The organism is Salinivibrio sp. IB643 (assembly GCF_001996105.1).
Classification (GTDB): Bacteria; Pseudomonadota; Gammaproteobacteria; order Enterobacterales; family Vibrionaceae; genus Salinivibrio; species Salinivibrio costicola.
In genome coordinates this window covers 71,725-95,792 of sequence record NZ_MUFF01000005.1, presented here as the reverse complement: position 1 = coordinate 95,792, position 24,068 = coordinate 71,725, and the positions used below count along the sequence as shown (strand labels likewise).

The 24,068-nt window shown below is 49.6% G+C and carries 25 protein-coding genes; 11 read left to right on the top strand and 14 right to left on the bottom strand.

What is annotated here, in order from left to right; translation table 11 throughout:
- Positions 1-30: 30 nt before the first annotated feature.
- The 5 genes from BZG77_RS03510 to BZG77_RS14780 form a co-directional block, all read right to left on the bottom strand.
- Positions 31-570 (bottom strand): histidine phosphatase family protein, encoded by a 540-nt coding sequence (locus BZG77_RS03510; RefSeq protein ID WP_021024289.1) that lies wholly within the window; start codon positions 568-570, stop codon positions 31-33.
- 174 nt (positions 571-744) lie between these two features.
- Positions 745-1,800, bottom strand: a complete 1,056-nt coding sequence (locus tag BZG77_RS03505) for a GGDEF domain-containing protein (RefSeq protein WP_077646211.1) — start codon at positions 1,798-1,800, stop codon at positions 745-747.
- Positions 1,801-1,842: 42 nt separating this feature from the next.
- Complete coding sequence (locus BZG77_RS03500; protein ID WP_077646210.1) at positions 1,843-2,580, bottom strand: HAMP domain-containing protein; 738 nt, start codon at positions 2,578-2,580, stop codon at positions 1,843-1,845.
- Between the two features lie 194 nt (positions 2,581-2,774).
- Positions 2,775-3,179, bottom strand: a complete 405-nt coding sequence (locus BZG77_RS03495) for a substrate-binding domain-containing protein (protein ID WP_241844095.1) — start codon at positions 3,177-3,179, stop codon at positions 2,775-2,777.
- Positions 3,180-3,210: 31 nt separating this feature from the next.
- Positions 3,211-3,615, bottom strand: a complete 405-nt coding sequence (locus tag BZG77_RS14780; protein ID WP_198532381.1) for a hypothetical protein — start codon at positions 3,613-3,615, stop codon at positions 3,211-3,213.
- Between the two features lie 106 nt (positions 3,616-3,721).
- On the opposite strand from BZG77_RS14780, the gene BZG77_RS03485 reads away from it, so the two are divergent.
- The 3 genes from BZG77_RS03485 to BZG77_RS03475 are packed head-to-tail and all read left to right on the top strand — an operon-like array spanning position 3,722 to position 5,879.
- Entirely contained in the window at positions 3,722-4,108 is a 387-nt protein-coding gene (locus BZG77_RS03485) for a hypothetical protein (RefSeq protein WP_077646207.1), read from the top strand.
- A 58-nt stretch (positions 4,109-4,166) separates the two neighbouring features.
- Entirely contained in the window at positions 4,167-4,523 is a 357-nt protein-coding gene (locus tag BZG77_RS03480; protein ID WP_077646206.1) for an NADH:ubiquinone oxidoreductase, read from the top strand.
- A 51-nt stretch (positions 4,524-4,574) separates the two neighbouring features.
- Positions 4,575-5,879 (top strand): MFS transporter, encoded by a 1,305-nt coding sequence (locus tag BZG77_RS03475; protein ID WP_077646205.1) that lies wholly within the window; start codon positions 4,575-4,577, stop codon positions 5,877-5,879.
- Between the two features lie 69 nt (positions 5,880-5,948).
- Here the strand turns inward: BZG77_RS03475 and trpS are convergent, their stop codons facing one another.
- Positions 5,949-6,986: a tryptophan--tRNA ligase gene (gene trpS / locus BZG77_RS03470; protein ID WP_077646204.1), complete on the bottom strand. Its 1,038-nt coding sequence runs from the start codon at positions 6,984-6,986 to the stop codon at positions 5,949-5,951.
- Between the two features lie 288 nt (positions 6,987-7,274).
- On the opposite strand from trpS, the gene BZG77_RS03465 reads away from it, so the two are divergent.
- Genes BZG77_RS03465 through BZG77_RS03455 form a run of 3 tightly spaced genes read left to right on the top strand, consistent with a single transcriptional unit; the run spans position 7,275 to position 9,633 of the window.
- Positions 7,275-8,006 carry a 5-oxoprolinase subunit PxpA gene (locus BZG77_RS03465; protein ID WP_077646203.1) on the top strand — a complete coding sequence of 244 codons (732 nt, stop codon included), beginning with the start codon at positions 7,275-7,277 and terminating at the stop codon, positions 8,004-8,006.
- On the top strand, positions 8,003-8,698 hold the full coding sequence (pxpB, locus tag BZG77_RS03460; RefSeq protein ID WP_077646202.1) for a 5-oxoprolinase subunit PxpB: 696 nt from the start codon (positions 8,003-8,005) through the stop codon (positions 8,696-8,698). Before BZG77_RS03465 ends, pxpB begins: the two co-directional genes overlap by 4 nt.
- Positions 8,683-9,633 carry a biotin-dependent carboxyltransferase family protein gene (locus tag BZG77_RS03455; RefSeq protein ID WP_077646201.1) on the top strand — a complete coding sequence of 317 codons (951 nt, stop codon included), beginning with the start codon at positions 8,683-8,685 and terminating at the stop codon, positions 9,631-9,633. The genes pxpB and BZG77_RS03455 overlap by 16 nt, the downstream gene beginning before the upstream one ends.
- Positions 9,634-9,705: 72 nt before the next feature.
- Here BZG77_RS03455 and BZG77_RS03450 read toward each other — a convergent pair whose 3' ends face one another.
- Positions 9,706-11,535 carry a DUF3413 domain-containing protein gene (locus tag BZG77_RS03450; protein ID WP_077646200.1) on the bottom strand — a complete coding sequence of 610 codons (1,830 nt, stop codon included), beginning with the start codon at positions 11,533-11,535 and terminating at the stop codon, positions 9,706-9,708.
- 73 nt (positions 11,536-11,608) lie between these two features.
- On the bottom strand, positions 11,609-12,010 hold the full coding sequence (locus tag BZG77_RS03445; protein ID WP_077646199.1) for a diacylglycerol kinase: 402 nt from the start codon (positions 12,008-12,010) through the stop codon (positions 11,609-11,611).
- A gap of 96 nt (positions 12,011-12,106) precedes the next feature.
- Here BZG77_RS03445 and BZG77_RS03440 point away from each other — a divergent pair, with 96 nt between their 5' ends.
- Positions 12,107-13,150, top strand: coding sequence for a glycosyltransferase family 9 protein (locus BZG77_RS03440; RefSeq protein ID WP_077646198.1), 1,044 nt, complete (start codon positions 12,107-12,109; stop codon positions 13,148-13,150).
- A 39-nt stretch (positions 13,151-13,189) separates the two neighbouring features.
- Here the strand turns inward: BZG77_RS03440 and acnA are convergent, their stop codons facing one another.
- Entirely contained in the window at positions 13,190-15,934 is a 2,745-nt protein-coding gene (acnA, locus tag BZG77_RS03435; RefSeq protein WP_241844094.1) for an aconitate hydratase AcnA, read from the bottom strand.
- A gap of 595 nt (positions 15,935-16,529) precedes the next feature.
- Here acnA and BZG77_RS03430 point away from each other — a divergent pair.
- The 3 genes from BZG77_RS03430 to BZG77_RS03420 all read left to right on the top strand — a co-directional run bounded on the left by BZG77_RS03430 (position 16,530) and on the right by BZG77_RS03420 (position 19,108).
- The gene (locus tag BZG77_RS03430; RefSeq protein WP_077646197.1) at positions 16,530-17,165 is read left to right on the top strand and encodes a 2OG-Fe dioxygenase family protein; all 636 of its coding nucleotides are present in this window, start codon (positions 16,530-16,532) and stop codon (positions 17,163-17,165) included.
- Between the two features lie 2 nt (positions 17,166-17,167).
- Positions 17,168-18,415 (top strand): cysteine desulfurase-like protein, encoded by a 1,248-nt coding sequence (locus BZG77_RS03425; protein WP_077646196.1) that lies wholly within the window; start codon positions 17,168-17,170, stop codon positions 18,413-18,415.
- Between the two features lie 225 nt (positions 18,416-18,640).
- The gene (locus BZG77_RS03420; protein WP_077646195.1) at positions 18,641-19,108 is read left to right on the top strand and encodes an ASCH domain-containing protein; all 468 of its coding nucleotides are present in this window, start codon (positions 18,641-18,643) and stop codon (positions 19,106-19,108) included.
- A gap of 62 nt (positions 19,109-19,170) precedes the next feature.
- Here the strand turns inward: BZG77_RS03420 and BZG77_RS03415 are convergent, their stop codons facing one another.
- Positions 19,171-19,455 carry a hypothetical protein gene (locus tag BZG77_RS03415; RefSeq protein ID WP_077576714.1) on the bottom strand — a complete coding sequence of 95 codons (285 nt, stop codon included), beginning with the start codon at positions 19,453-19,455 and terminating at the stop codon, positions 19,171-19,173.
- Between the two features lie 156 nt (positions 19,456-19,611).
- On the opposite strand from BZG77_RS03415, the gene BZG77_RS03410 reads away from it, so the two are divergent.
- Positions 19,612-21,000 carry a class II fumarate hydratase gene (locus BZG77_RS03410; protein ID WP_077646194.1) on the top strand — a complete coding sequence of 463 codons (1,389 nt, stop codon included), beginning with the start codon at positions 19,612-19,614 and terminating at the stop codon, positions 20,998-21,000.
- A gap of 34 nt (positions 21,001-21,034) precedes the next feature.
- Here BZG77_RS03410 and msrB read toward each other — a convergent pair whose 3' ends face one another.
- The 4 genes from msrB to BZG77_RS03390 form a co-directional block, all read right to left on the bottom strand.
- A complete protein-coding gene (msrB, locus tag BZG77_RS03405) occupies positions 21,035-21,478 on the bottom strand; it encodes a peptide-methionine (R)-S-oxide reductase MsrB (RefSeq protein WP_025744776.1) in 444 nt (147 codons plus the stop codon).
- A gap of 106 nt (positions 21,479-21,584) precedes the next feature.
- Positions 21,585-22,652 (bottom strand): succinylglutamate desuccinylase/aspartoacylase family protein, encoded by a 1,068-nt coding sequence (locus BZG77_RS03400; RefSeq protein ID WP_077646193.1) that lies wholly within the window; start codon positions 22,650-22,652, stop codon positions 21,585-21,587.
- Complete coding sequence (rimK, locus tag BZG77_RS03395; RefSeq protein ID WP_077646192.1) at positions 22,639-23,544, bottom strand: 30S ribosomal protein S6--L-glutamate ligase; 906 nt, start codon at positions 23,542-23,544, stop codon at positions 22,639-22,641. The genes BZG77_RS03400 and rimK overlap by 14 nt, the downstream gene beginning before the upstream one ends.
- 15 nt (positions 23,545-23,559) lie before the next feature.
- The gene (locus BZG77_RS03390; RefSeq protein ID WP_198532380.1) at positions 23,560-24,000 is read right to left on the bottom strand and encodes an ATP-dependent zinc protease family protein; all 441 of its coding nucleotides are present in this window, start codon (positions 23,998-24,000) and stop codon (positions 23,560-23,562) included.
- Between the last annotated feature and the right edge of the window lie 68 nt (positions 24,001-24,068).

Below are 24,068 nucleotides of genomic sequence, written 5' to 3'. Positions count from 1 at the left end.
CTATACGACCGCTAGGATGAAGATGATGGTTTACACGTTAGGTTGATAATCAAATTCAATCACTTCGCCGTATTCAATGCCTTGTTCACGATAACCCACGATCGCCTCTATCACATTAAAATGTGCGACGACGGCAATGGTTGAATACTCGTGATACATGTCGAGCACAGCGCTCACGCGACGGTGCAAAGCTGTTGCGGATTCATAACCGGCGTTAGTAACCTCATTACCGTTGGCAAACAGCTCTCTATACTCAATCCAGCGACGATCTCGTTCAGAAAGAGGAATATAGCTCCCCTTTATATCCGCTTGCCATTCGCGTAAATCGTGCTCAACAAACAGATCTTTTTGCAGCTGTCGGTTGAGAATTTCTGCTGTTTGCAGGGCGCGCGTATAGGGCGACGACAATATAATATCCGCTTGTTGTAAGGCAGTGTGATTGGCCAAGGCCTGGATGTCTGGAATACACGCACGTTGTAGTGGCGCATAATCTTTTTCTAACTGACTCATCTGACGAGCATCTGCCAAAGCGTAATCGGTTTTTCCATGGCGGACAAAGACGACTTTCATCGGACTTCCTTCTCTAGCGTCGATCATGGCCATCAGCTTGCGGACATGTTTAGCAAGTGACATCCATTTGGACCAACGGTTGCTACAACCTCATTTGACATTGGGTTGTAGCATACCGTCATGATGCTGTCATGAAACGCCAGAAGGATAAAGGACATGACGTGAGCGAGCTCGCTATTTTTGATGATGGCGGTCAAGTATATTAATACGATTCCGTCCTTCCTCTTTCGCTTGATACAGACGTTGGTCTGCCATTTCTAGCAGATAAGAGTCAGTGGTTTCATCGGTCGGTTGCAAAATGATCCCGCCAATGCTCACTGTAATCGTCTTGCCATCTGGGTTTTTCGCATGGGTGAGGCCAAGTGCCGCAATGTCATCATGAATCGCATCAGCTAATGCATGAAGCTGAGAGGCGTAGTGGGTTGAAAGCGTGATAGCAAACTCTTCTCCCCCAAACCTTGCAACTGAGCCTTGAAAGGCTTTAGTTTGCTTGAGCAGTACCCGCGCAATCTTAGTGAGTACATCATCGCCTTTTAGATGCCCATACTCATCGTTGTACGCTTTGAAGTGATCGACATCGATCATCATTACCGCAACAGGTAAGTCATTCTCAATACCATGACGGATATGGCTCTTTAGCTCACGTTTAAAGGGGCGGCGTGTGCTCAGGCGGGTGAGGTCATCTGTCTCTGCCTGTACTTTCAGTTTTTCGTTGGTTGCGATCAGTTCTTCTTGCAACTGTTCCATAGCAAAGTGGTTGCGCTCTCGAATCATGACTTCACTAATCGCCGTCGCAAAGCGCTTCAATAGTAACGTTTTGTTGTTATCCCAGATAAACGGTAATTGACGATTCGCCACCGTGATCATCCCAAAGCTCTTGCGGCCGTCGGTTAGTGGAAAAGCCGCAAAAGAGAGAATATGTCGTTGACGCAACCACGATCGTTCATTCATGGCATCATCGCCCAGCTGGCCAACGTTAGGGGCCACCAATGTATCGGTATCTGCAAGCCAGCGTTTTATCATGTGCATGTCACTTAAATCCACTGTTTTTGGTGCAAAGTCGGCCTCTTCTGGCCAATAACAGCGACGTTCAGCGCGGTTAGAATCAAAGGCATACCAGCCGATGGTCTCTACTCCTAATGGTGACGCCATTTGCGGGAAAATAAGCTCAACGTCCTCGGTGATATGTTGAGAGTTAGCGCGTAGAAATTGAATCGAGATATCAGCCAATAATGAGCTCGCATTCGACTGCCAACTCAGTGCTTTTGTGCGTTATTCTACTTGTTCTTCGAGCAACGTTTGATGTTGGCGTAGCTCGCGTTCTATGATGCGTTTTTGTAATAAATCGTCTTTGATTCGGGACTGGAGCGAATTGATTGAACGAGAAACTTTACCAATCTCATCATTACGTTGAATTAATTGAATCGGCACACTACTTTGACTGATTCTATCGGCTTGGTAATAGTCTAAAGTCGTTACAAGTTGCTTGAGTGGCCGAGAGCAAAGCCGATTTAGCACCCAGAGAATCAACAATGAAATCATCAATGTTTCGGTAAAATGAACGGCAGCAATAGGCACGGTACTACTCAATGCTTCACGCTTTACCTCGCTGTGWTCAAGAACGATATTCAGAGTACCAATATTATTACCTTGAACACTCAGCAGTGCTTGGTGGTTGGCGTCACAATGACGACTGGTGTGATTAACTTCGGTAACCGTCGTGCCATCAAAACCTGTGACGTCGACCCGACAGACGGTGGGCGTCATCGCTAACCCTTTGACACTGCGGCGTACGAGTTCTAAATCAACAATCCATAATGCATGGCTAATGATCCGAGCTGAATTTTGGCTACGGGTTTCCACCAGCTGCGTTGTGGTTGTTAGTGCTCGCTGATAGTTAATATACATTTGCGTCAGGGTCGTCCCAATAGCAAAGAGCAAACTAATGGCGAGCACGATAAAGGCGACGCGAGTTTGAAGACCACGTAAGTTTATAGCGCGTTTTGTCACTTAGTTATCCATATCCGTTGAATGAGGCGTGCATTGGTTTTCGGTCCGTCGAGCCATTTTTATAAATGGAATCTCGTGCCAAGCTTGTTCGCGTAACTGTTTGAAAAAACGTGAATTAGGTGAAGTTAAACGAAAAAGTGCATCGTCGCATCTTTTTGGTATTGGTAAGCCACTATCGTGCGCATAAATATGGCTCAATGCAAGGCCGGCTGCAGTGAAATGCCCCCCCCTCCCAGTGCTGAAATATTACCTTTCTCACGTAAAGCGAGCACCTTTTCTGGTGTGTTGACTGTGGCAAAGAAAATATCCTCGCCTGGTGTCTTTCCTGCTTGCTTCGCGGCTTTTATTGCGCCAAATGCCATGTGGTCATTGGCCGTCCACACGTAACGTACATCCGGGTAACGTTGCAACAAGGTGTGCATCTGCTCTTGGCTAATGGACTCGTCCCATTGACCATGGACAATCTGACGCAAAGTAATATTTGGTTGCTCATCAAAAAAACGTTGACCCCCCGCATCGCGTTGAACGGAGGCTGGCGTGGTGAGATCGCCCGAAATCATAACAGCGTCGCCAGACTCATTGTTACCTGCGTTTACCATTGCCTTCGCGATCGTATGACCAATGGCCTCGTTATCCGGAATGATGCWAGCTAGGAGATATTCTTGCCAATACGTCTCTTTTTCTATGGATATTTTTTGTCTGTTCATCTATATCATTTAAGATGACCTGAACGTAAATGGGATAATCGCGTAACATCGGTAGCAGATCATCCGCGGCTAATTTCTCATTAACGATGATGACATAATCGGGACGAGTCGGTTTATTTAAAGTGGCAGAGAGAATTTGGCGCATTGCAAAGTGATTACGATCTGCATGTCGAATGGTAAGGTCAAGATTCAACGTCTTGGCAGCAGCCTTGGCGTAATCGCCTACATCCTGCCAAAAGCTCTTATTGGCAAAGCCTGGATTGATAAAAAGTACTCTCGCCTGTTGTTGCGTCGTCGCGTAGGCAAGCGTATTGAAGAGCATGGCCACAGACGCAATAATTCATACCAACAGTGTGTTTTTCATTCTTATTACCAATCCTCGTATGTTTTTTCCCTTTTAGATATGATAGCGCATCTGTATAGGATTGATTGCGATGAAATCTTACAACAATAAAAAGATGTTTAAGCGCCATTTCCCAATGGATTTTTACGGCGACGGTGAAGGATGGCGTTTTGCTGTGCGTGCCGAATCTCCTGGCCAAGTTTTAGCGGCTAAATGCTGGGTTGCTTGTTTGAGTGTTCGCCGTCGAGCATTTCGTATTGTTGATTTAGCTGTCGATAGCTTTAATTATGTGGATGGTGTGTTTGACGCGGTAGGATTGACTGGTATTGAGTTGGGGACAAATATGCGTATTCGGCGTCAGGGGCAAGTGGTTACGGTCGATGCATTGAACAACCGGTATGGTGCTTTGTGGACCCACCGCGAGGCGTCTATCCCATCGGTATGTATCAAGCCTGCTAACAAGATCGCAATCTCTTAGTCTCCCGCTGCTCGATAAGGCTATTCAGTGTCATACTGAAAAGAAAAGGCGGCAGCGTATGGTTTTTCTCGTCATAACAGCACTTACCGTTTTGGGTGGCGTGCTGGCAGGTGAACACTTTCATTCTTATCTTTTAGGCTTTGGCGTCGCTAGTACAGCCGTGGGAGTTTGTTATTGGATCACCTTTCGTAGCACGCATTATCCGCAGTTTGCTTTATTTTTGTTGTTGCTCGGTGTGGCGGCTAAAATGACAGTGACTGCGGCGGGTGTACTCATCGGGTTAAAGCACTCGCTTATTACCTCCCCGTTTGTGTTTTCTTTGTCTTATCTTTTCTTTTTGTTTGCGTCGACCTATTGTTACTTTCGTTACCGCGAATATTGGTTAACACGTTTTCGACATAAAGATTTACAATGATTGACTCTAGTGCTGCTATCAAGCAAATAAATCATAGAGTTGGGGGGATGTGTGGATAAACTCGCGGATGATCTTCATCAAAAGCTATTTAACGAGGAAGACGCGCGGGCGTGTAAAGACATTGATGGCAGTGCGTGTCGTGAAGTACCGGGCAATTTTTTCCGCATCATCGTCAGTCAAGGACTCACCAAAATTGGCGACGCGGTATCTAACCCGAAAATTGTCTTGCCAGCGATTCTCACTGCAGTGGGCGCCCCGTTAGCGTTAATTGGCTTATTGGTACCTATTCGCGAGGCAGGTTCGTTAGTGCCTCAGTTAGGTATCGCCGGTTATGTCCGCCAATTTGCGGTACGTAAGTGGGCATGGGTGGCGGGCTCTGTCATTCAAGGGACGTGTATTCTGGCGATGGCGATCGCCGCGTTGCTTTTAACCGGTCAAGTGGCCGGCTGGAGCATTATCGGCTTGCTGGTGGTATTTAGTCTGGCGCGAGGCTTGTGCTCGGTCGCTTCGAAAGATGTGCTGGGGAAAACCATCCCTAAACCGCAGCGAGGACGCTTGAATGGATGGTCGTCAAGCTTGGCGGGGGCGGTGACGATTGCCGCCGGTATTGGATTGTTCAGTGTTTCGGATCAGCAGCATGTGTGGGTGTATTGCGCGCTATTGGCGTTCGGCGCGGTACTTTGGTGGGTCGCTGCGGCGATGTATAGCCAAGTTGATGAATACGAAGGAGCCACTGAAGGCGGTGCCAATGCGCTGACGCATGCGCTTTCTAAACTACGCTTACTGGTGGATGATAGACGGCTGCGCCATTTTGTGATCACGCGCTCCCTGTTACTGTGTTCGGCCTTATCCGCGCCCTATTATGTGTTGTTAGCCAGTCAGCATAGCCAAGCGTTGGCGATCACCACCGCAAGTTTTGTCGCAATTAGCGGCGTTGCGAGCCTCATTTCTGCACCTTTTTGGGGACTTTTTGCCGATCATTCTAGCCGCCAAGTGATGATGATCGCCGCCGTGGTCACGGCGGTACTGGGGCTGGTGGTGGTCAGTATTAGTCAGTGGTACCCGACGCTGTTCTCATTGGCGTGGGTGTTACCTGGCGTCTATTTTGTCCTGACCATTGCTCACGAGGGCGTGCGTCTTGGGCGTAAAACCTACATTGTGAATATGGCCGAAGGTAATCGGCGCACTGATTATGTTTCAGTCAGCAATACACTCATTGGTCTCGTTTTGTTATTGATGGGCGCGGCTACTGCGTGGCTTAGTCAATGGGGGATCATGGTCGTCATTTCGGTGTTGTCCGTTTTTGGTTTACTCGGCGCATTAATGGCGCGCGCGCTGCCTGAAGTAGAACGCTAAGCCGATGGCGGAACAGAAAAAAGGCGCTGAATCCGTCAGCGCCTTTTTTCACTCACTCCTCTTACCTCTTTATCCGACAAGTAGGCCCAACGAACGCTTAACGTTCTGGCATGTTTGGTCTGTCTGTATACGCGCCTTTTGTTGCCCATCTTTTAGGACATCAGACAAGTAATCAGGGGCGTTCAAGAGTGCTTTTCGCCGTTCTCGAATGGGCGATATCAGGGAGGTTAAGATATCGGTCAGCACGTTTTTCACTGCCATATCCCCTAGACCGCCGCGCTGATAATGGGCTTTGAGTTCGGCGACGTGTTGAGCGTCAGAGTGGAAAGCATCCAAGTAGGTAAAAACGACATTGCCCTCGACTTGGCCGGGATCTGAGACGCGCAGATGTTGAGGGTCTGTGTACATGGATCGTACCGCGTCACGTATGGTGTCATTGTCATCGCTAAGATAGATGGCGTTACCCAAAGATTTTGACATTTTGCTTTTACCATCAACACCCGGCAAGCGCGATGCTTTGCTGGTGAGTGCACGACATTCGCGTAATACAGGCTCGCCGACAACGTGATTAAATTTGCGCACAATGTCGTTGGTTTGCTCGATCATAGGAAGTTGATCATCGCCTACTGGCACGAGGTTAGCGCCAAATGCGGTGATGTCGGCAGCTTGACTGATTGGATAGGTTAAAAAACCGACGGGGACTTGCTGTCCAAACTGTTTGTCGTTGATTTCGTGCTTTACCGTTGGATTGCGGATCAGTCGTGCGTAACTCACTAAATTACTATAAAACATGGTGAGTTCTGCGAGCGCAGGAAGTTGGGATTGCTGACAAATTGTGACCTTGTCAGGGTCAAGCCCAACCGCGAGATAGTCCGCGACCAAGCCTAAAATATGCGTGGCGACGTGACCCGGTTGATGACCATTGTCGGTTAATCCCTGCATATCTGCGACCAGAATGGTTTGAGCACATTGTCCTTGTAAGGCAAGTCGTTGGCTAAGTGAGCCACTGTAATGACCAAGATGTAAGCGGCCAGTGGCGCGATCGCCGGTCAGAATAACGTCGTTTTTGTCGATAGCGTTTTTATCGATAGCGTAGGGGGTGTGCATTGTTGTCTCCTTGAGGATAAAGGCCGACGGAGACAGGGAAGTTGAAAACGATTCATTGACTGCCTACCGGCGGCCAATGAATACCCAGACTCAATGGCACGCTAAAGCGCGCGCCACCACTGGGTGCGAAAAATCAATAGAGTGTGTGTATCAAATACCGTTTTCATAGTGGTTTAAACTATCAGTCTTATGAGTACGACACAAGACTCACATCCTGACTATTTTGTTGGTTTATCCGCGGGTTAAAAAGCCGTAAGGTAAAGCAAAGTCAGTGAAATCGAGGGAATGATGAAACTAAACGCAGACATGGGTGAGAGCTTTGGTGCGTGGACGATGGGAATGGATAGCGCGCTGATGCCATGGATTGATATGGCCAATATCGCGTGTGGTTTTCATGCCTCTGATCCTGATGTAATGGCGGCCACGGTGGCACTTGCAGTAAAGCATAATGTGAGTATTGGTGCTCATCCCGGCTACGCCGATAAGCAGGGCTTTGGCCGTCGTCATATTGATCATACCCCTGCACAAATTAGTCACCTCGTTGGCTATCAAATCGGCGCATTACAAGGGATCTGTGCACGCTTTAATGCGAGCCTTGATTATGTGAAGCCCCATGGTGCGCTGTATAACACTATGATGGTGGACAATGATTGCTTTGAAGCGGTGTTGGCCGCGGTGGCTGATACGCTGCCTAATACGCCATTAATGGTGCTGGCACTGCCTGATAACCGTCCACATCGCCAACTTGCCCAACAAGCCGGTGTGCCGCTGATTTTTGAGGCCTTTGCCGATAGAGCCTATCTGGCGTCAGGGCAATTGGCGCCGCGCGGTCAACCGGGCGCTGTGTTAGATGACGCCAACGCGATGATTGCGCAGGTGTTGCAGTTATCTCAACATGGCACGGTGACAACCCTTGAGGGACAAACGCTCTCGCTTTCGCCGGATACGGTGTGTGTGCATGGCGATAACCCACAATCGGTCGAGGCGATAAAACAACTCAGAAAGGCCTTAACACCATGACACTCAAGGTTGAGCAGGTCAGTGAAACCACGGTAATGATCCGGTTGGGCAATAAGATCGATCTTGCCTTAGTCCCACAGTTATCTGCGCTGTGTGAGCGAATCCAGCAACATTTTGGTCGTGGTGTAGTTGAGTTAATTCCCGCCTACACCAGCGTTCTGGTGGAAGTGAATGTTCGCTCACTATCGCCAGAAACGTTGAAAACGTGGGTGATGAATCAAGGCGATTCACTGCGAGTCACCCGAGACTCAGGGAGTGGAAAACAGGTGACGCTGCCGGTGTATTATCATCCCTCGGTTGGGCCCGATCTGGCTGCGGTCGCCGAGTTTGCCGGCGTAAGTGAGCAAGAGGTGATTGCGCGACACAGTCAACAAACTTACACCGTCTGTGCGATTGGTTTCGCGCCCGGCTTTGCCTTTCTTGCGTCGGTGGATGAGACAATAGCTATGCCCCGTCATACCACGCCTCGTCATCAGATCCCTGCCGGCAGTGTGGGCATTGCACAACAGCAAACCGCGGTGTATCCGGCAGCGTCACCCGCGGGCTGGCAAATTATTGGCAACTGCCCCAAAGTGCTATTTAATTCCCGTCAATCGCCCATGATGCCGTTTGATGTAGGTGATACCGTCCGTTTTGAGCCGATGTCAGAGTCTGATTACCGCGCGGCAGGAGGTCAATGGTGGCAGGATTAACGGTGCTTGACCCCGGCGTATTGAGCTTGGTGCAAGACACAGGGCGCTACGGGGTGGGCCAGCTTGGCTTAAGCCAAGGCGGGCCGGTCGATTGCCACGCATTTGCTTGGGCGAATTATTTACTCGATAACCCCGCAAAGGCGCCGTTGGTCGAGATAACCATGGGTCAAGCACGTTTTCGTGCTGAGCATGCTATTTCGATCGCTATTACCGGCGCAGACATGCAACCTTGTATTAATGGTCAGCGCGTGGGTATGTGGCAGACGTTGACACTAAATGCGGGGGATGAATTGCGTTTACGCTACGCACGCCGTGGCTTGCGGGCCTATCTCGCGGTGCGTGGCGGGTTGGCGGTAGATGGCGCATTTGGCAGTGCCGCGACGGTGATGCGCAATCAACTCGGCGGCCTCCATTCCGGATTAGGTGAACAGGCGGGAGGCATGGCGCTCACCAAAGGAGATATGTTGCCTTGTCGACCTCATGCGCTGTTGCCAAGGGTGCGCGGTGTGCCGACACGTTTTATTCCTGACTACCATGCCCTGACCCCACTAGCGCTTGTGCCGGGGTATCAATTTGATAGTTTTAGCGCCGAGGCGCTGACGGCATTTTTTGATGGCGAATACACGGTCGATCAGCACAGTGATCGTATGGGCGTGCGGCTCAACGGACCGAGCGTTGTGAGCAAGCAACCGGGTATTGTCTCCGAAAGCATTGCGCTCGGGGCCGTGCAAGTGCCCCCTGACGGTCAGCCGATTGTATTACTCAACGATCGGCAAACACTTGGTGGTTATCCTAAGCTTGGCTGTTTAACCCGTGCCAGCTTGAGCATGTTGGCGCAAACGCGACCCGGTCAGGCCGTGCGTTTTTATCCGGCGAGGCTGGCGGATGCATCGGCGCAATGGCAAGCGTTTGTGCAGTTTTTTGACTGGGTCTAGCCTGCAAAAAACGGATAGACGAGCCTCTGGAAGACAGAGGCTCGCGAATGGGAGTCACGCGCAAACAGTGGACTAGCGGAAACGGCTAATTTGCTCGAGGGCTTTTTCCATTTGCGCAAAGTCAGGTGATGCGTTTTCTATGGGTCGGTTGGTATTGTCCATGTATTGATATTGCCCTCCTGCACCCACTTCTAAAATGGTGTCGTCGGTGACCAACGCATAGCCGCTATAGTTTGACGATAACACCCAATCTTGCCCGGGGTTGGGTGCAAGTAAGTCATGACCAATCGCGTAGCTGGCCGGATCGGACGTGACGCCCAAATAATGCTTCATCAGGGTGGGCGCAACATCTTGGTGGCTGGTYAGCTGCTTGCCGGTATCGATCTGTTTTGCATCGATGCCGGGGCCTATCATCGCGAAAGGTACGTGAATTTGTGGGTCAGTAAAGTTACTGTTATGTCCCCAAAAATTCAGTTGATTGTCATTCATTTCTTGGCCGTGATCGCCAGTGATCACAATCAAGGTATTGTCGAACTCTCCGCTTTGTTTTAGCTCATCAATGACCTTAGCAACCAAGCTATCAACGTAGCGTACGCTGGTCTTGTAGCGATTGAAAAACGGTGTCGGATCGGTCTCGTTATTTAACTTGAGATAGTTAATTTCGTCCAACATCGGTTGATACTTGGGGATAAAGTCCGCAGGAAAATCATAGCCATGTGGCGCATCGTAAAACAAAAATGAGAAGGTGGGACGATTGGACTCACGCTGCTTATGCCAACGGATCCAATCTTGGGTCAGATCTGCGTCTAGCTCGGCGGGAGAATCGCCCTCAGAGCCGTTACGTAAATCGGACACCCTGGTAAATACGGTTTGGTTGAATTCCGGCTTTTCCAATTGCGCGGCGGTAAAAATACCCAGTTGATAATCGAGTGCCTGCAGGCGGTCCATCAATACCGGAGATTGCTGATTGGCAAGAAAGCTATGCCAATAGGTACCAGGCATGCCATAAAACAAGCCAAAAATGCCGGTACGGGTGGCGTTCCCCGTCGCAAGATGATGTGAATAGGTACGACCATTTTGTGCCAGTGCCCAAAGGTTGGGCGTGTTGTCAGCATTGAAGGTATCCGCGCGCCATGAGTCTACCACCAAAAACATGATATTCACTGGCTGTGTAACCTCGGTCGTGTCCAGCGGTGAAAGGGGATAGTTAAGGTCGGCTTCGCGATCTACATCCATGGCTTTTTGGCGCGCTAGAGCTTGTTCATCAATCCAGCCGTTTTTGCGCATCATGCTGTTGGCCGTAGCTGGATAGAAAAGCGGCAAATAACGTTTCACTGTTGTCACAGGTTGGTACGCGTAGGCTGCAGCCCAAATGTGAATCCCGTGGGTGGCAAGCAAGGTAAGAAACGTGAGCAGCGCGAATTTTTTGCCGATTTTCTGTTGGGAAGAAAAACGTGTCCGTGACAACGCAGCCAGTAGCCACCATTGCGCAGCGACACAGGCAAGCACGCCACCTACTACCATCAGCCAAGTGATCAGCGGGAAGCTGACAATTTGCCCGGCGAGGATCAAATCCAGCACCATGGCATTGATATGGAATCGATACTGTGCGAAGACGATGGTATCGATGAAAAGCGTGATCACACCCACTGAGGCTATCAGGGCAAGTAATGGCCGGTACACTTTGCTTGACAGCAGTAACAGCGGAAGTGTTAGCAAGCCAACAATAGCGGCAAGTAAGGCCATCTGGCTAAAGGTACTGACCACGATAAAGGTGATGCCAAGTGGCTCAGTAGGAAAGCTAGGTAGAAACGCAAAGTAGCGGCTAGCTATTGCCATCAATGCAAGAGCGTTAATGGCAATAAACCAGCTATGTGTTTGAAGTCGCGATTTAAAAGACATGGTTTCTCATCACAGTTGAGTTAATCAATTGGCAACGTAACGGGCGCGTTGCCGGGTTGTATGACGACGTGTGTTATTGAATAAGTGGGACACCAAAGTGATGCCATAAGATGGTAAGCCAGACCACACCGGCTAAAAGCAAACTGACAAACACCGCCGCAGAGCCGATGTCCTTGGCTCTGCCACTGAGTTCATGGCGCTCTACACCCACTCTGTCGACCACGGCTTCAATGGCCGAGTTAAGTAGTTCGACGATAATCACTAACACAATGACGCTGAACATCATCAAGGATTCCGTCAGTGGTAATTGCAGCCAGAGCAATACGACTAGCGCCTCAGCCAATAATACAACTTCTTGACGGATCGCGGCTTCATGGTGATATGCCGCTTTTAATCCAGCCCAAGAATAGCCAGTGGCTTTAATGATACGTATCAGTCCTCGCGGCTTTTCTGAGGGGGATGTATTAGCGCCCATAAATACATTCTCGTAACAATTTGATCGATAGACCGGTATTTTACATTTAACCGAGCCAACTGCATAATCGGCGCGATAACTTAATTGGAATTTGTTATGCCTCTGTTTACTCACGCCCCACGCTCCCTGTGTTTTTTACGCCTGTCTGCGATTGGTGATGTTTGTCATGCGGTCGCGGCGATTCAAGCCGTGCAGCGCCACTGGCCGCAGACGCAGATCACTTGGGTGGTTGGTAAAGTCGAAGCACAGCTTTTAGCCGGGCTTGATGGGGTGGAGCTGGTGGTGTTTGATAAAAAAGCGGGATTGGCAGGCATGCGTCAAGTCTGGCGGCAGCTGAAAGGGCGCCGGTTTGATGCGCTAGTGCATATGCAGCTTGCTTTACGCGCTAGTTTACTGACGGTGGGGATCGGCGCGCGCCATCGCGTGGGGTTTCATCGTCACCGAGCGAAAGAAGGGCAGTGGCTGTTTACCAATAAACGGATCCCCGATACTCAATCTTGCCATGTGTTAGATAGCTTGTTCGCCTTTACCCAATACTTGGGCGTGCCGATTACGCCACCGCAGTGGCAACTACCACTTTCTGAAGACGATCATGCCTTTGCCAACGCGCAACTGGGTGACAAGCCTACTGTCGTGATCAGTCCTGCCGCAAGTAAAGATGAGCGTAACTGGCTGCCAGAGCGCTACGCTGAATTTGCCGACTACGCAGTCGATAAAGGATATCAGGTGGCACTTTGTGGTTCACCGGCGGCGCGTGAAAAAACGCTGGCCGCGCGCATTATCGCCGCCGCTAACGCGCCACTGGTTAACTTGGTGGGACAAACCAGCCTCAAGCAATTAGCTGCGGTGCTCGCACGCGCCGATGCGGTGCTGGCTCCCGATTCTGGCCCCGCGCACATAGCAACCACACAAGGCACGCCCGTCTTAGGCCTTTATGGCCATAGCAACCCGAAGCGCACCGGCCCTTATAACAATCTCGCGGATGTGGTCAGTGTTTACGAAACCTTTGCTGAACAGCAACATGGTAAGCCCGTTGATCAGCTAGCATGGAGCACGCGGGTGAAAGGCGATCATGTGATGGCCGCCATTGACACTCAGCAGGTGATCGACGCGTTTGAAACCATGGTGGCGAAGCAATAAAAAAGGCCCCGCGGGGCCTTTTGGGTATTGGTGCCAGTATTAGCTAGCGAGTTGGCGCAGCACGTAGTGGAGAATGCCGCCATGGCGGTAGTAATCCCATTCAACCGCAGTATCGATGCGGACGTTGACGTCAAACTCCATGGTTTTATCATCCCGAACCGCACGTATCTTGAGGGTAGAGGGTTCGCCCTTGATCTCGTCAAAGTCGAACACTTCTGTCCCATCCAACCCAAGTGATTCGACGGAATCACCCTCTTTAAATTGCAGTGGCAACACGCCAAAGCCCACTAAGTTAGAGCGGTGAATACGTTCAAAACTTTCAGCAATGACGGCTTTGATGCCTAATAGGTTAGTGCCTTTTGCAGCCCAGTCACGACTTGATCCCGTGCCGTACTCTCTACCCGCAAGCACCACAAGTGGTGTCCCCTCGGCTTGATAGCGCTGAGCCGCTTCATAGATGCTCATTTGCTCATTGGTGGGCAAATAGGTAGTCATACCGCCCTCGGTGCCCGGCGCCATTTGGTTTTTTAAACGTACGTTGGCAAAGGTACCGCGCACCATGACTTCGTGGTTACCGCGGCGCGAGCCATAACTGTTGAAATCTTTCGGCTCTACACCTTTAGATTTCAAGTATTCGCCCGCGGGGCTATCTGGCTTAATTGCGCCGGCGGGTGAGATATGGTCAGTAGTAATAGAGTCACCTACTTTGACCACACAGCGCGCCCCCTTGATAGGTTTTATCTCAGGAAGTGCCATGGTCATGCCGTCAAAGTACGTTGGCTTTTTAACGTAGGTTGAATCGGGCCATGAATAGATCTCATCTTGTGGTACTGGTAATTGTTGCCATGCCTCGGTCCCTGCAAACACATCTGCGTATTTGTTTTTATAAAGCCCGTCGGTCATTGCTGCTTGAATGGTGTCTGCCACTTCTTTCGGCGTTGGCCATATATCATTAAGATAGACGGGCTTGCCTTGCTGATCGTTTCCTAGCGGCTCTTTGAGAACATCAATATTCATATTGCCCGCCAGTGCGTAGGCAACGACTAGTGGTGGTGACGCTAGATAGTTAGCTTTCACATCTTGATGAATACGGCCTTCGAAATTCCGGTTGCCCGATAGCACGCTAGTGGCTAATAAATCTGCGGAACGAATGGCTTCTGCAATTGGCTCAGGCAATGGTCCTGAGTTACCAATACAGGTGGTACAGCCAAAGCCAACGATATTAAAGCCAAGCGCTGCAAGCGGCTCGAGCAGGCCGACGTTTTCTAAATAAGCCGGCACTACTTGTGAGCCCGGGGCGAATGATGTCTTAACCCAAGGCTTAGTATTTAAGCCTAAATCTCGCGCTTTTTGTGCCACTAATCCGGCTGCCACCAATACGGCAGGGTTCGAGGTGTTGGTGCAAGAGGTGATCGCAGCAATCACAACCGCGCCGTGCTCAAGGTTGAACGTTTCCCCTTTGTATTCGACCGCCACTTTGCCCTGTTCGCGTAGGCTGGGGTTGTCCACGGCTGTTTGCCCGCCTTCGCTGGCAAAGCTTGCAATCACATTATTCGCCGCTGCTTGCTCTTTTTCTAACAACTGATCAAACTGACTTTTTGCCTCGGTTAAGGCGATGCGATCTTGTGGCCGTTTCGGACCGGCAAGACTTGGCACCACATCGCCAAGGTCAAGTTGCAAGGTATCGCTGTAATCTGCCACCGGTGCATCATCATCGCGCCACAAGCCCTGTGCTTTGGCATAGGTTTCGACCAAGGTAATTTGATCCTCGGTACGGCCTGTCAGGCGCATATAACTGAGCGTTTCTTCATCAATCGGGAAAATGCCGCATGTTGCGCCATACTCTGGTGCCATATTGGCAATGGTCGCGCGATCAGCCAACGGCAGCTTCGCGAGGCCCGGGCCATAAAATTCAACAAACTTACCCACCACACCACGTTCACGCAGCATTTGGGTGACGGTGAGTACTAGGTCAGTGGCAGTAGCTGACGCGGGCAATTCGCCTTTTAGTTCAAAGCCGACCACTTCAGGGATCAACATAGTAATAGGCTGCCCAAGCATTGCGGCTTCGGCCTCAATACCGCCAACCCCCCAGCCAAGCACACCGAGCCCGTTAATCATGGTGGTGTGAGAATCTGTACCAACCAGTGTGTCTGGCATGGCTAACTTGTTGCCACCTTTTTCTTCGACGAGTACGCCGGGAGCGAGATATTCGAGATTGACTTGGTGCACGATCCCAGTACCTGGAGGCACGACACGGAAATTAGAGAATGCTTGTTGGCCCCAACGTAAAAATTGATAACGCTCGCCGTTACGCTGGAACTCAATCTCGGTATTTTTCTGTAGAGAATCAACGTGGCCGTAGTCGTCCACCATAACGGAGTGGTCAATGACCAAGTCAACCGCGCCGAGTGGGTTGATTTTGGCCGGATCACCGTTTAAATCGCGCATGGCAGCACGCATGGCGGCTAAGTCAACCACGGCAGGTACGCCGGTGAAATCTTGAAGGACAACGCGCGCCGGAGTGAAATTGACCTGATCTTGTCCGGCGTGGTCGGCTTGCCACTGACAAAGCGTGCGAATGTCATCCGCAGAGACATTCTTACCGTCTTCTTTACGTAGTAAGTTTTCTAACAGCACTTTTAAACAGTAGGGTAAGCGACTGATATCGAATGGCTCGGGCAATGCATCAAGTCGATAATAATCATAGCTCTCACCGTTGACGTGTAGGGTACGTCGGGTATTGAAGCTATCTTGGCTTTTGGAATCAGGTGTATTGCTCACGGGTGCCTCCCCTGGTCGGTTATTGTGAGTAAAAGAAACGGTCATCATGCGTTGCAGGCAACAGTTTCTCTTGGGGATTGCTTATTTTAACCTCACTATTGTAAATGGGGTTTTGTTGAAGTTAAAGGTTCGTTATCACGACACGGTCAATGGTTCTCATTGATCAATCCTTTTGTTTCACAACGTGCGCAAATAGCGCACTCAATGAGAGTATAGAAAGCTCTGTATCAGCGAACGCTTCCGCTGAAAAGGGCTTGTTTGGTATCAATAAACATACTGATTTATTCTAAATGTCAACTTTTCGTGACAGTGATTAGTCATTCTGCCTATGGAAAATATCGCTATTTTCATCTTTGTTAGCCATTAATGCTAATGTTTTGGAAATGTTAATCACGCATCTGGAGTGTTTCAATCGCTTAACGTGTTTAACTAGTCTAAAATGCTGATTAGGCCTTTTTTGGTCGATAAATCTAGGGGTAAAACTGGAAATAGTAGGGGATTTAATTGATCATTCCATGTAGCGCATTTGTTAAATTTTTTGTCTGACAATTGCATTGCATCACTGTGTGCTTCGGCATGATAAAAGGAGACAGCCATGAATACCTCAACCCTACTCATGCAGCTTAATCAGTTAGATGATCATCATATCAAGCAACTGCAACCTTCATTTAACCGGTTACCTGGCACTTCGCATGCGGATGGTGGATTTCGCCTGCGTCGTTACTCGATCGTCCATGTCTTTGACAGCGGGGTTGAAAAGCTGCCGCCACGACCATTTATGCAAACTTCTGATATCAATGAATTCCAAGGTGATGTGGCACGGACGTTTGAAGATATCGAGCCCGAGACAGTACAAACGCCAGGGTTTCATGCGATGTGCCGAACCTTTCGCGATCTCTATCAACTTAGTGATGATAATGATATCGAAATCCACCAGATTCGTATTCAGGCGGATAATCAATCTGTGCAGGTCGCTCCAGAAGGCGTTCACCAAGACGGCTTTGATCATATCGCCATTGTGAGCATTGGACGCGATAATATTGATGGCGGTGATTTTCAGGTGTTTCGTCACAAAACCAGCGCACCACTCTTTAGTCTCCCATTGATACCGGGTGAAATGGCGGCCCTCGATGATCGTGCCCTTTGGCATTATGCTGAACCGATTACTCCCGTTAATCATGCGCAATCAGGCACGATGGATGTATTTGTACTCACAGCAACAAGGAAGTAACGATGATACCGGCAGTTTTTTCTCCCCATGCAGTACGAGGCCATTTTCCTGCATTGACGCAAACTATTGGCGGCCAACCCGTTGCTTTTTTTGACGGGCCAGGGGGGGCGCAAGTACCGCAATCTGTACTGGATGCCATGGTGACTTATCTGGGGCATTATAATGCGAACTTGGGGGGACAATTTTTTTCTGGGCATCACACTACCGCAATGATGCAACAGGCACGCGAGAGCGCCGCTGCTTTTGTCAATGCGCCATCGTCGGACTGTATGGTCTTTGGCCCGAATATGACAACGTTGACGTTTTCATTAAGTCGCGCAATCAGCCGTGATTGGCAAGTTGGCGATGAGGTGATTGTCTCGGCACTCGATCATTATTCCAATGTCTCTAGCTGGCAGCAGGCCGCACACGATAAAGGGGCTACCGTTAAGCAGGTGCGAGTGGATGAATCCAATTATTCGATCGATATGACACATCTTGCCAGCCTTATTACGGAAAAAACCAAACTGATTGCGGTGACCCTGGCCTCAAATACCACCGGTAGTTTGGTGGATGTAGCAAACGTGGTAGAGATAGCAAGAAAGGTTGGTGCCAAAGTCTATGTCGATGCTGTCCATTACGCTCCGCATTATTTGGTCGATGTACAAGCATTAGGCTGTGACTTTCTTGCCTGCTCGGCGTACAAGTTTTTTGGCCCACATTTAGGTTTTGTATATGTGGCGCCTGAGTGGGTACAGACGTTAAAACCGTACAAAGTCGAGCCAGCCACAAACCAAGGTCCCGGTCGATTTGAAACGGGTACTCAGAGTTTTGAGGCGATTGCCGGATTTATTGCGGTGGTGGAATATCTCGCGCAGTGGGGCGATCCTGATTGTTCACTAAGAGAAAGATTGGCACAAAGCTATCGCCAGTATCAGGCGCATGAACAACAGTTATCCGCCCATTTTATTGACCTGATGCAGGCCTATCCCAATGTTCACATTTATGGGATCACGGATGATGACCAGTTGGCTTATAGAACCCCAACCTTTGCGATCCGGATTGAAGGTGTCACGCCCGCAGATGTGGCGCAAGCGTTAGGGAAGCAACATTTTTGCGTGTGGAATGGCCACTTTTATGCCCAAGGTTTGTGCGAGCAGCTTGATATTTTGGACAAAGGCGGTGTGATCCGCATCGGTATGATGCATTACAACACCGTTGATGAAATTGACCGGCTACACCAAGCCTTATTGCCATTTATTAGCGATTAAGGTTAATCAATCTCTCAAGCGGCCAAAAGGGCCGCTTTTTTTAGTTAAAATTGGCCTCGATTGAGATTTAAGTGTGAATCTATTCACAATGCAACCTTGAAACGTTAGCTCGCGCATAGGCGAATGCCTATCCGTACGTTATGATCATCACTGTTAGCACTGCCCAAGAAGCTGTTCAGAAAGAAATCATTTAAAAAGAAACCAATAATAATCAAGGCGAGACCCATGACTGAAGAACAAAACGCCCTTTGGCATCAATATCTTGCGACTCTTCCCACGGACCAACGGCCAACTGATGATCAAGTAGTGGCGGACACCTTAAGTCATCACACGGTGAGAGCGAACGAAGTTGCGACATTGGTTAGTTTGAATAAAAAGAAAGCCCACTGCCGATTGCGCAGCTCTTTGGAAGATAAAAGTGCGGTGATCCCGCAAAAAGGACATTATAAGATTGTTCTTAATGGTCACCAGCGACCCGTGTGTATCGTCAAAACCACCCAGGTGAGTCATTGTCCGTTTAACCAAGTTAGCGCCGAATTTGCGGCACGTGAAGGTGAGGGAGATGGCTCTCACCAGTGTTGGCACGATGCGCATTGGGGTTACTTCTCCCAGTACGCCAAAACACACGGCCTGCATTTTGATGAGCACTCTGATGTGGTGCTTGAAGAGTTTGAGAAAGTTTATCCATTCTAAACATCAAAGCCGCGCTGAGCGGCTTTTTTGTGATCGTGAGTTATGAACAGGAACGTTTTTGTTTACTCACCTAAGTCCAAATTCATCTCATCGGCCCATGGCATGTCCGGCAAGGTGTCTAAGTTGGCTTCGTAACGTGATAGTGTGAACTGCCCGTTATTTTGACTAACGTCGTAAATCTCAACCATCAATGCGCACGCGATATATTCAATAGCTTCTTCGCGGGAATAGCCGGTCATACGCAGACGCATAACTGTCTCGGCGACTTTTTTAGGCTCTTGGTCAGTAATTTGATTCTCGACGACCGTAATCAGATCTTCGATACGCGTACTGGCTTCTTCTTGCATGGTTTTACTCGTTGTTTTTTATCGTGGCGCTATCTTAGGACATCAAACAAGCCCTAGCACGACATTTTTGAAATGCGTAAGGCGTATACGTTTCAATAACCGTGGCTAATATGTTAATGATAACTATTATCGAAAAGTATAGTGAAACAAAAGGATATGACCATGACAAAAACTCGTATCGAAAAAGACAGTATGGGGAATGTTGAGGTACCCGCGGACGCGCTGTATCAAGCACAAACACAGCGAGCCGTGAATAACTTTGTGGTCAGTGACCAGACGATGCCTGAGGATTTTATTCGCGCGTTAGCTCTGGTGAAGCATGCAGCGGCAACGGCTAACGAAGAGCTGGGCTTACTGGATGGCAATATCGCCCATGCGATTCGCCAAAGTGCCGAAGCCATTATGGATGGTGAGCATTTAGCGCAGTTTCCGGTGGATGTATTTCAGACCGGCTCAGGCACTAGCTCAAATATGAATATGAATGAAGTGCTGGCAACCTTGGCCTCTGAAAAGTGTGGTGAAACGGTCAGCCCCAACGATCATGTCAATATGAGCCAAAGCAGTAACGACTCTGTTCCTACGGCTATCCAGATCAGTGCTACTTTGGGCTGTGAAAAAGTCTTACTTCCCGCGTTAGCGCATTTACGTGACGCGTTACAGGAAAAGAAACGCAAAGTCGGCCATATTGTGAAAACGGGTCGTACCCATTTGATGGATGCGATGCCTGTGACGCTTGGACAGGAGCTGGAGGCTTGGTCGCAGCAAATAGAACATGCGATGGCTCAAGTGACACAAACTTTATCGCCGTTGCGTGCGCTCGCTCAAGGAGGAACGGCCGTAGGCACTGGGATCAATGCGCATCAATTATTTGCCGAGCGTTTTGCCAACGCAGTCTGTGCGTGTAGCCACTCCTCATTCACGGCGAGTGAGTATCCCTTTTTCGCCATTGGTAGTCAGGATGCGCTGGTGGCACTGCATGGTCAGTTAAAGACCACCGCAGTGGCAACCATGAAACTGAGTAACGATTTACGTTGGATGAACTCGGGCCCACTTGCCGGGTTAGGAGAAATTGAGCTAGAGGGGTTACAGCCGGGATCGTCTATTATGCCGGGGAAAGTGAATCCTGTTATTCCAGAATCCGCTGCTATGGTCGCGGCACAAGTCATGGGCAACGACACTACCATCACGGTGGCGGGGCAATCGGGGAATTTTGAATTGAATGTGATGTTACCTGTGATTGCCTCAAACTTACTGCAAAGTATTCATTTACTCGCAGGATCTAGCCGACTGCTGGCAGATAAAGCCATTCGTAGTTTTAAGGTCAGAGAGGACAATTTGCAAGCTGCGCTATCTCGCAATCCGATTTTAGTGACGGCGCTTAATCCTGTAGTTGGATACTTGAAAGCGGCTGACATCGCGAAAAAAGCGTATCAACAAGGCCGCCCTATTTTGGATGTTGCCGAAGAAGAAACTGACCTAGGTCGAGAAAAGCTGGCTGAGTTGCTTGATCCAACCAAACTGACACAAGGCGGTATTGCTGAGTAAAATACGGGGCGAGGAAGACTCGCCCTTTAAAGCATTAATCCATTTTTTTAAGTGCAATGGCATTCATACAAAAACGTAAGCCGGATGGCTCGGGACCATCAGGGAAGACGTGACCCAGGTGAGCATCACAGCTGGCACAGGTGGTTTCAATACGCGTCATGCCATGGGTTGTATCTTTGTGATAGGCAATGGCATTGTCTTGCGCTGGCTGGGTAAACGACGGCCAACCTGTGCCTGAATCGAACTTTTCGCCGGCATCAAACAGCAAGGTGCCGCAGCACACGCAGCCGTAGAGGCCTGGCTCAAATAGGGTACACATGCCCGAGCTAAACGCGCGTTCTGTGCCCTTTTGGCGTGTCACTCGGAAAGCGTCATCACTGAGTTGTGCTTGCCACTCTTGTTCGGTTTTTTCGACTCGCGACGGCGGTGTGAGATTGCCGTTTTCACTTCGAGCGACGATGTCTTGCCATGTCAGCATGATGTTATTCCTCTTGTTGACCGGACAGGCGTCCGTGCTACAGGCGTCTAGTGTTATGAATCCTGGTGATCGATGCAAGTAGTACGACTGCTTTTTACTGCTGGGATCAACTTGATAGGGTGCCAATCCCCCATTTTATTTCATCATCGAGATCATCTTTCACTTGATCGCGATAATCTTCCATATGTTGCTCAATCAAGTCATCGGGCTGTGAGAAGAACGCAATATGGAAAATCGCATCCCCTTCATTCACCACAGGGAGGGTATGCTGACCAATGACGATACCACTTTGCTGGGCTTTGATTTCGGTTTCTGTTGTGCCTGCGGGATCACTGATAATGCCAATGACTTGATCGCGGTTGACACTTTGTCCGAGCGCCACGTGACTTCTCAATAAACCATCAGCTTCTGCACGCACCCATTTTGTTGATCGGGCTGTGACGGGCTGATAAGGCGTTTTTCGACGTGTTTGGCGTAACATGCCCAGGTAGCGCATCACACGAATCACCCCTCGTACACCGGCATTAATCGCATAAGGCTCAAAACGAAGCGCCTCACCGGCTTCATAGGTGATCACGGGAATATCAATACGCTCAGCTTCGGCGCGTAGCGATCCTTCACGCAATGCGGCATCGACCACCACAGGCGCGCCAAATGCGGTTGCCATCGCCGCCGCCTCTTGATTCTCCAGATTGGCTCTAATCTGAGGCAAGTTGGTGCGATGAATGGCCGCGGTATGTAAATCGATAACATGGCTACATTGGCGAATCACTTGCTCAAAGAGCTGATACGCCATTCTTCCCGCTATTGATCCTCGCTCTGAGCCGGGGAATGAGCGATTTAAATCTCGGCGGTCAGGGAGATAACGTGATTTGTGAATAAACCCAAACACATTCACTACAGGAATCGCGATTAAGGTGCCATGTAGCTTTTTCGGATTGATTTTGGCCATGACTTGACGAACCACTTCAATGCCGTTGAGCTCATCTCCGTGGATGGCGGCACAAACAAGCAGCACAGGGCCATTTAATTTACCATGCAGTACTTCAACACTGACGTTAAGCGGTGAATGTGTGTACAAACGAGCAATTTCAAGTTCGAGACTCGCTCGCTGACCGGCTTGAATATGTTGTCCACCGAGCTCGATGGCGTCGCCTTGTTTAGCCCTTGCCACGCGTGCGTGTCCTCTGAGGTTTGGCATTTTTTTCTATATAATCAACCACTAGTCCGGCAACATCTTTTCCTGTTGCGCGCTCGATGCCTTCTAAACCTGGTGATGAATTGACTTCCATGACCAACGGGCCACGTTCTGAACGTAACAGATCGACGCCCGCGACATTCAGTCCCATGGCTTTGGCTGCCGCCACTGCGGTTCTGCGCTCCGTAGGTGTGATCCGAACGAGAGTCGCGGTCCCGCCACGATGGAGATTCGATCGAAACTCGCCAGGTTGTGCTTGGCGTTTCATCGACGCAATCACCTTATCGCCGATAACAAAGCAGCGAATATCAGCACCGCTTGATTCTCGAATATATTCTTGCACTAAGATATCGGCTTTAAGGCCCATAAATGCTTCGATCACACTTTCTGCAGCTTTTTTGGTTTCGGCGAGCACAACGCCAATACCTTGGGTTCCCTCAAGCAGTTTCACCACCACTGGCGTGCCTCCGACCATCGTCAGCAAATCGGCAATATCACCCGGTTTACTGGCAAAACCAGTGTGCGGCATACCGATGCCTTTGCGTGATAGCAGCTGCATAGAACGCAGCTTATCCCGCGAACGTGTGATGGCGACAGACTCGTTCATCGGAAAGACGCCCATCATTTCAAACTGGCGTAAGACAGCACAGCCATAGTAGGTAACGGACGCGCCAATACGTGGAATAATCGCATCGAACCCACCGAGATCTTCCCCTGCCAAATGAATAGACGGTTGGGTTGAGTTGATACTCATATAGCAGCGTAATGCGTCGATGATCTTGTAATCATGGCCACGTTGTTCGCAGGCTTCGATGAGGCGGCGCGTAGAGTAAAGATTTTTGTTACGCGAAAGAATACCGAGTTTCATTGCGCTTGGGGTTCCTTATTTACCGAGGAGGAATGAAGACATGGGATCGACAATGATCTTACCTGCCATTGCGGTGCGTCCCAGTAACATACGAAATCGCATGTTATCGCGTGCGGTGAGTGTCATTTCGATGGGATAACACAAGGTTCCCGCTTTTATCGTTGTTTGTATCACATATCGTAGTTGCTCGTGTCCTCCGGAATCACGCACGAGGCGTCGTGCGAGAACCGGTGCTTCGGCTTGAATGGCGGTTTCGTCATCGCCTTGGTTTGGATGGACCCAGAATCTTACCCACGCCTGGCCGCTTTTCTCGAACTCTTCAATTTTAAACGTGTGTAAACAGGAGGTGCGTGCACCCGTATCGATTTTCGCTTTGATGCGGGCTATATCGAGCTCAGGGAGGCTCATCCATTCGCGCCAACCGACACAGATTTTATCGTTCGATTTTACAGGCATTGTCATCATTACTCGTTGTTATTTAGCTCTTGTCTCACCATAGACGCGATAATGATTATGCGTGGTAA

Bases quoted from the DNA above. Each gene is read 5' to 3' on its own strand.
- BZG77_RS03510 (WP_021024289.1), bottom strand. From the start codon at position 570: ATGAAAGTCGTCTTTGTCCGCCATGGAAAAACCGATTACGCTTTGGCA.
- BZG77_RS03495 (WP_241844095.1), bottom strand. From the start codon at position 3,179: ATGGTAAACGCAGGTAACAATGAGTCTGGCGACGCTGTTATGATTTCG.
- BZG77_RS03485 (WP_077646207.1), top strand. From the start codon at position 3,722: ATGAAATCTTACAACAATAAAAAGATGTTTAAGCGCCATTTCCCAATG.
- BZG77_RS03480 (WP_077646206.1), top strand. From the start codon at position 4,167: ATGGTTTTTCTCGTCATAACAGCACTTACCGTTTTGGGTGGCGTGCTG.
- trpS (WP_077646204.1), bottom strand. From the start codon at position 6,986: ATGCACACCCCCTACGCTATCGATAAAAACGCTATCGACAAAAACGAC.
- BZG77_RS03465 (WP_077646203.1), top strand. From the start codon at position 7,275: ATGAAACTAAACGCAGACATGGGTGAGAGCTTTGGTGCGTGGACGATG.
- pxpB (WP_077646202.1), top strand. From the start codon at position 8,003: ATGACACTCAAGGTTGAGCAGGTCAGTGAAACCACGGTAATGATCCGG.
- BZG77_RS03455 (WP_077646201.1), top strand. From the start codon at position 8,683: ATGGTGGCAGGATTAACGGTGCTTGACCCCGGCGTATTGAGCTTGGTG.
- BZG77_RS03445 (WP_077646199.1), bottom strand. From the start codon at position 12,010: ATGGGCGCTAATACATCCCCCTCAGAAAAGCCGCGAGGACTGATACGT.
- BZG77_RS03440 (WP_077646198.1), top strand. From the start codon at position 12,107: ATGCCTCTGTTTACTCACGCCCCACGCTCCCTGTGTTTTTTACGCCTG.
- BZG77_RS03430 (WP_077646197.1), top strand. From the start codon at position 16,530: ATGAATACCTCAACCCTACTCATGCAGCTTAATCAGTTAGATGATCAT.
- BZG77_RS03425 (WP_077646196.1), top strand. From the start codon at position 17,168: ATGATACCGGCAGTTTTTTCTCCCCATGCAGTACGAGGCCATTTTCCT.
- BZG77_RS03420 (WP_077646195.1), top strand. From the start codon at position 18,641: ATGACTGAAGAACAAAACGCCCTTTGGCATCAATATCTTGCGACTCTT.
- BZG77_RS03415 (WP_077576714.1), bottom strand. From the start codon at position 19,455: ATGCAAGAAGAAGCCAGTACGCGTATCGAAGATCTGATTACGGTCGTC.
- BZG77_RS03410 (WP_077646194.1), top strand. From the start codon at position 19,612: ATGACCATGACAAAAACTCGTATCGAAAAAGACAGTATGGGGAATGTT.
- msrB (WP_025744776.1), bottom strand. From the start codon at position 21,478: ATGCTGACATGGCAAGACATCGTCGCTCGAAGTGAAAACGGCAATCTC.
- rimK (WP_077646192.1), bottom strand. From the start codon at position 23,544: ATGAAACTCGGTATTCTTTCGCGTAACAAAAATCTTTACTCTACGCGC.
- BZG77_RS03390 (WP_198532380.1), bottom strand. From the start codon at position 24,000: ATGCCTGTAAAATCGAACGATAAAATCTGTGTCGGTTGGCGCGAATGG.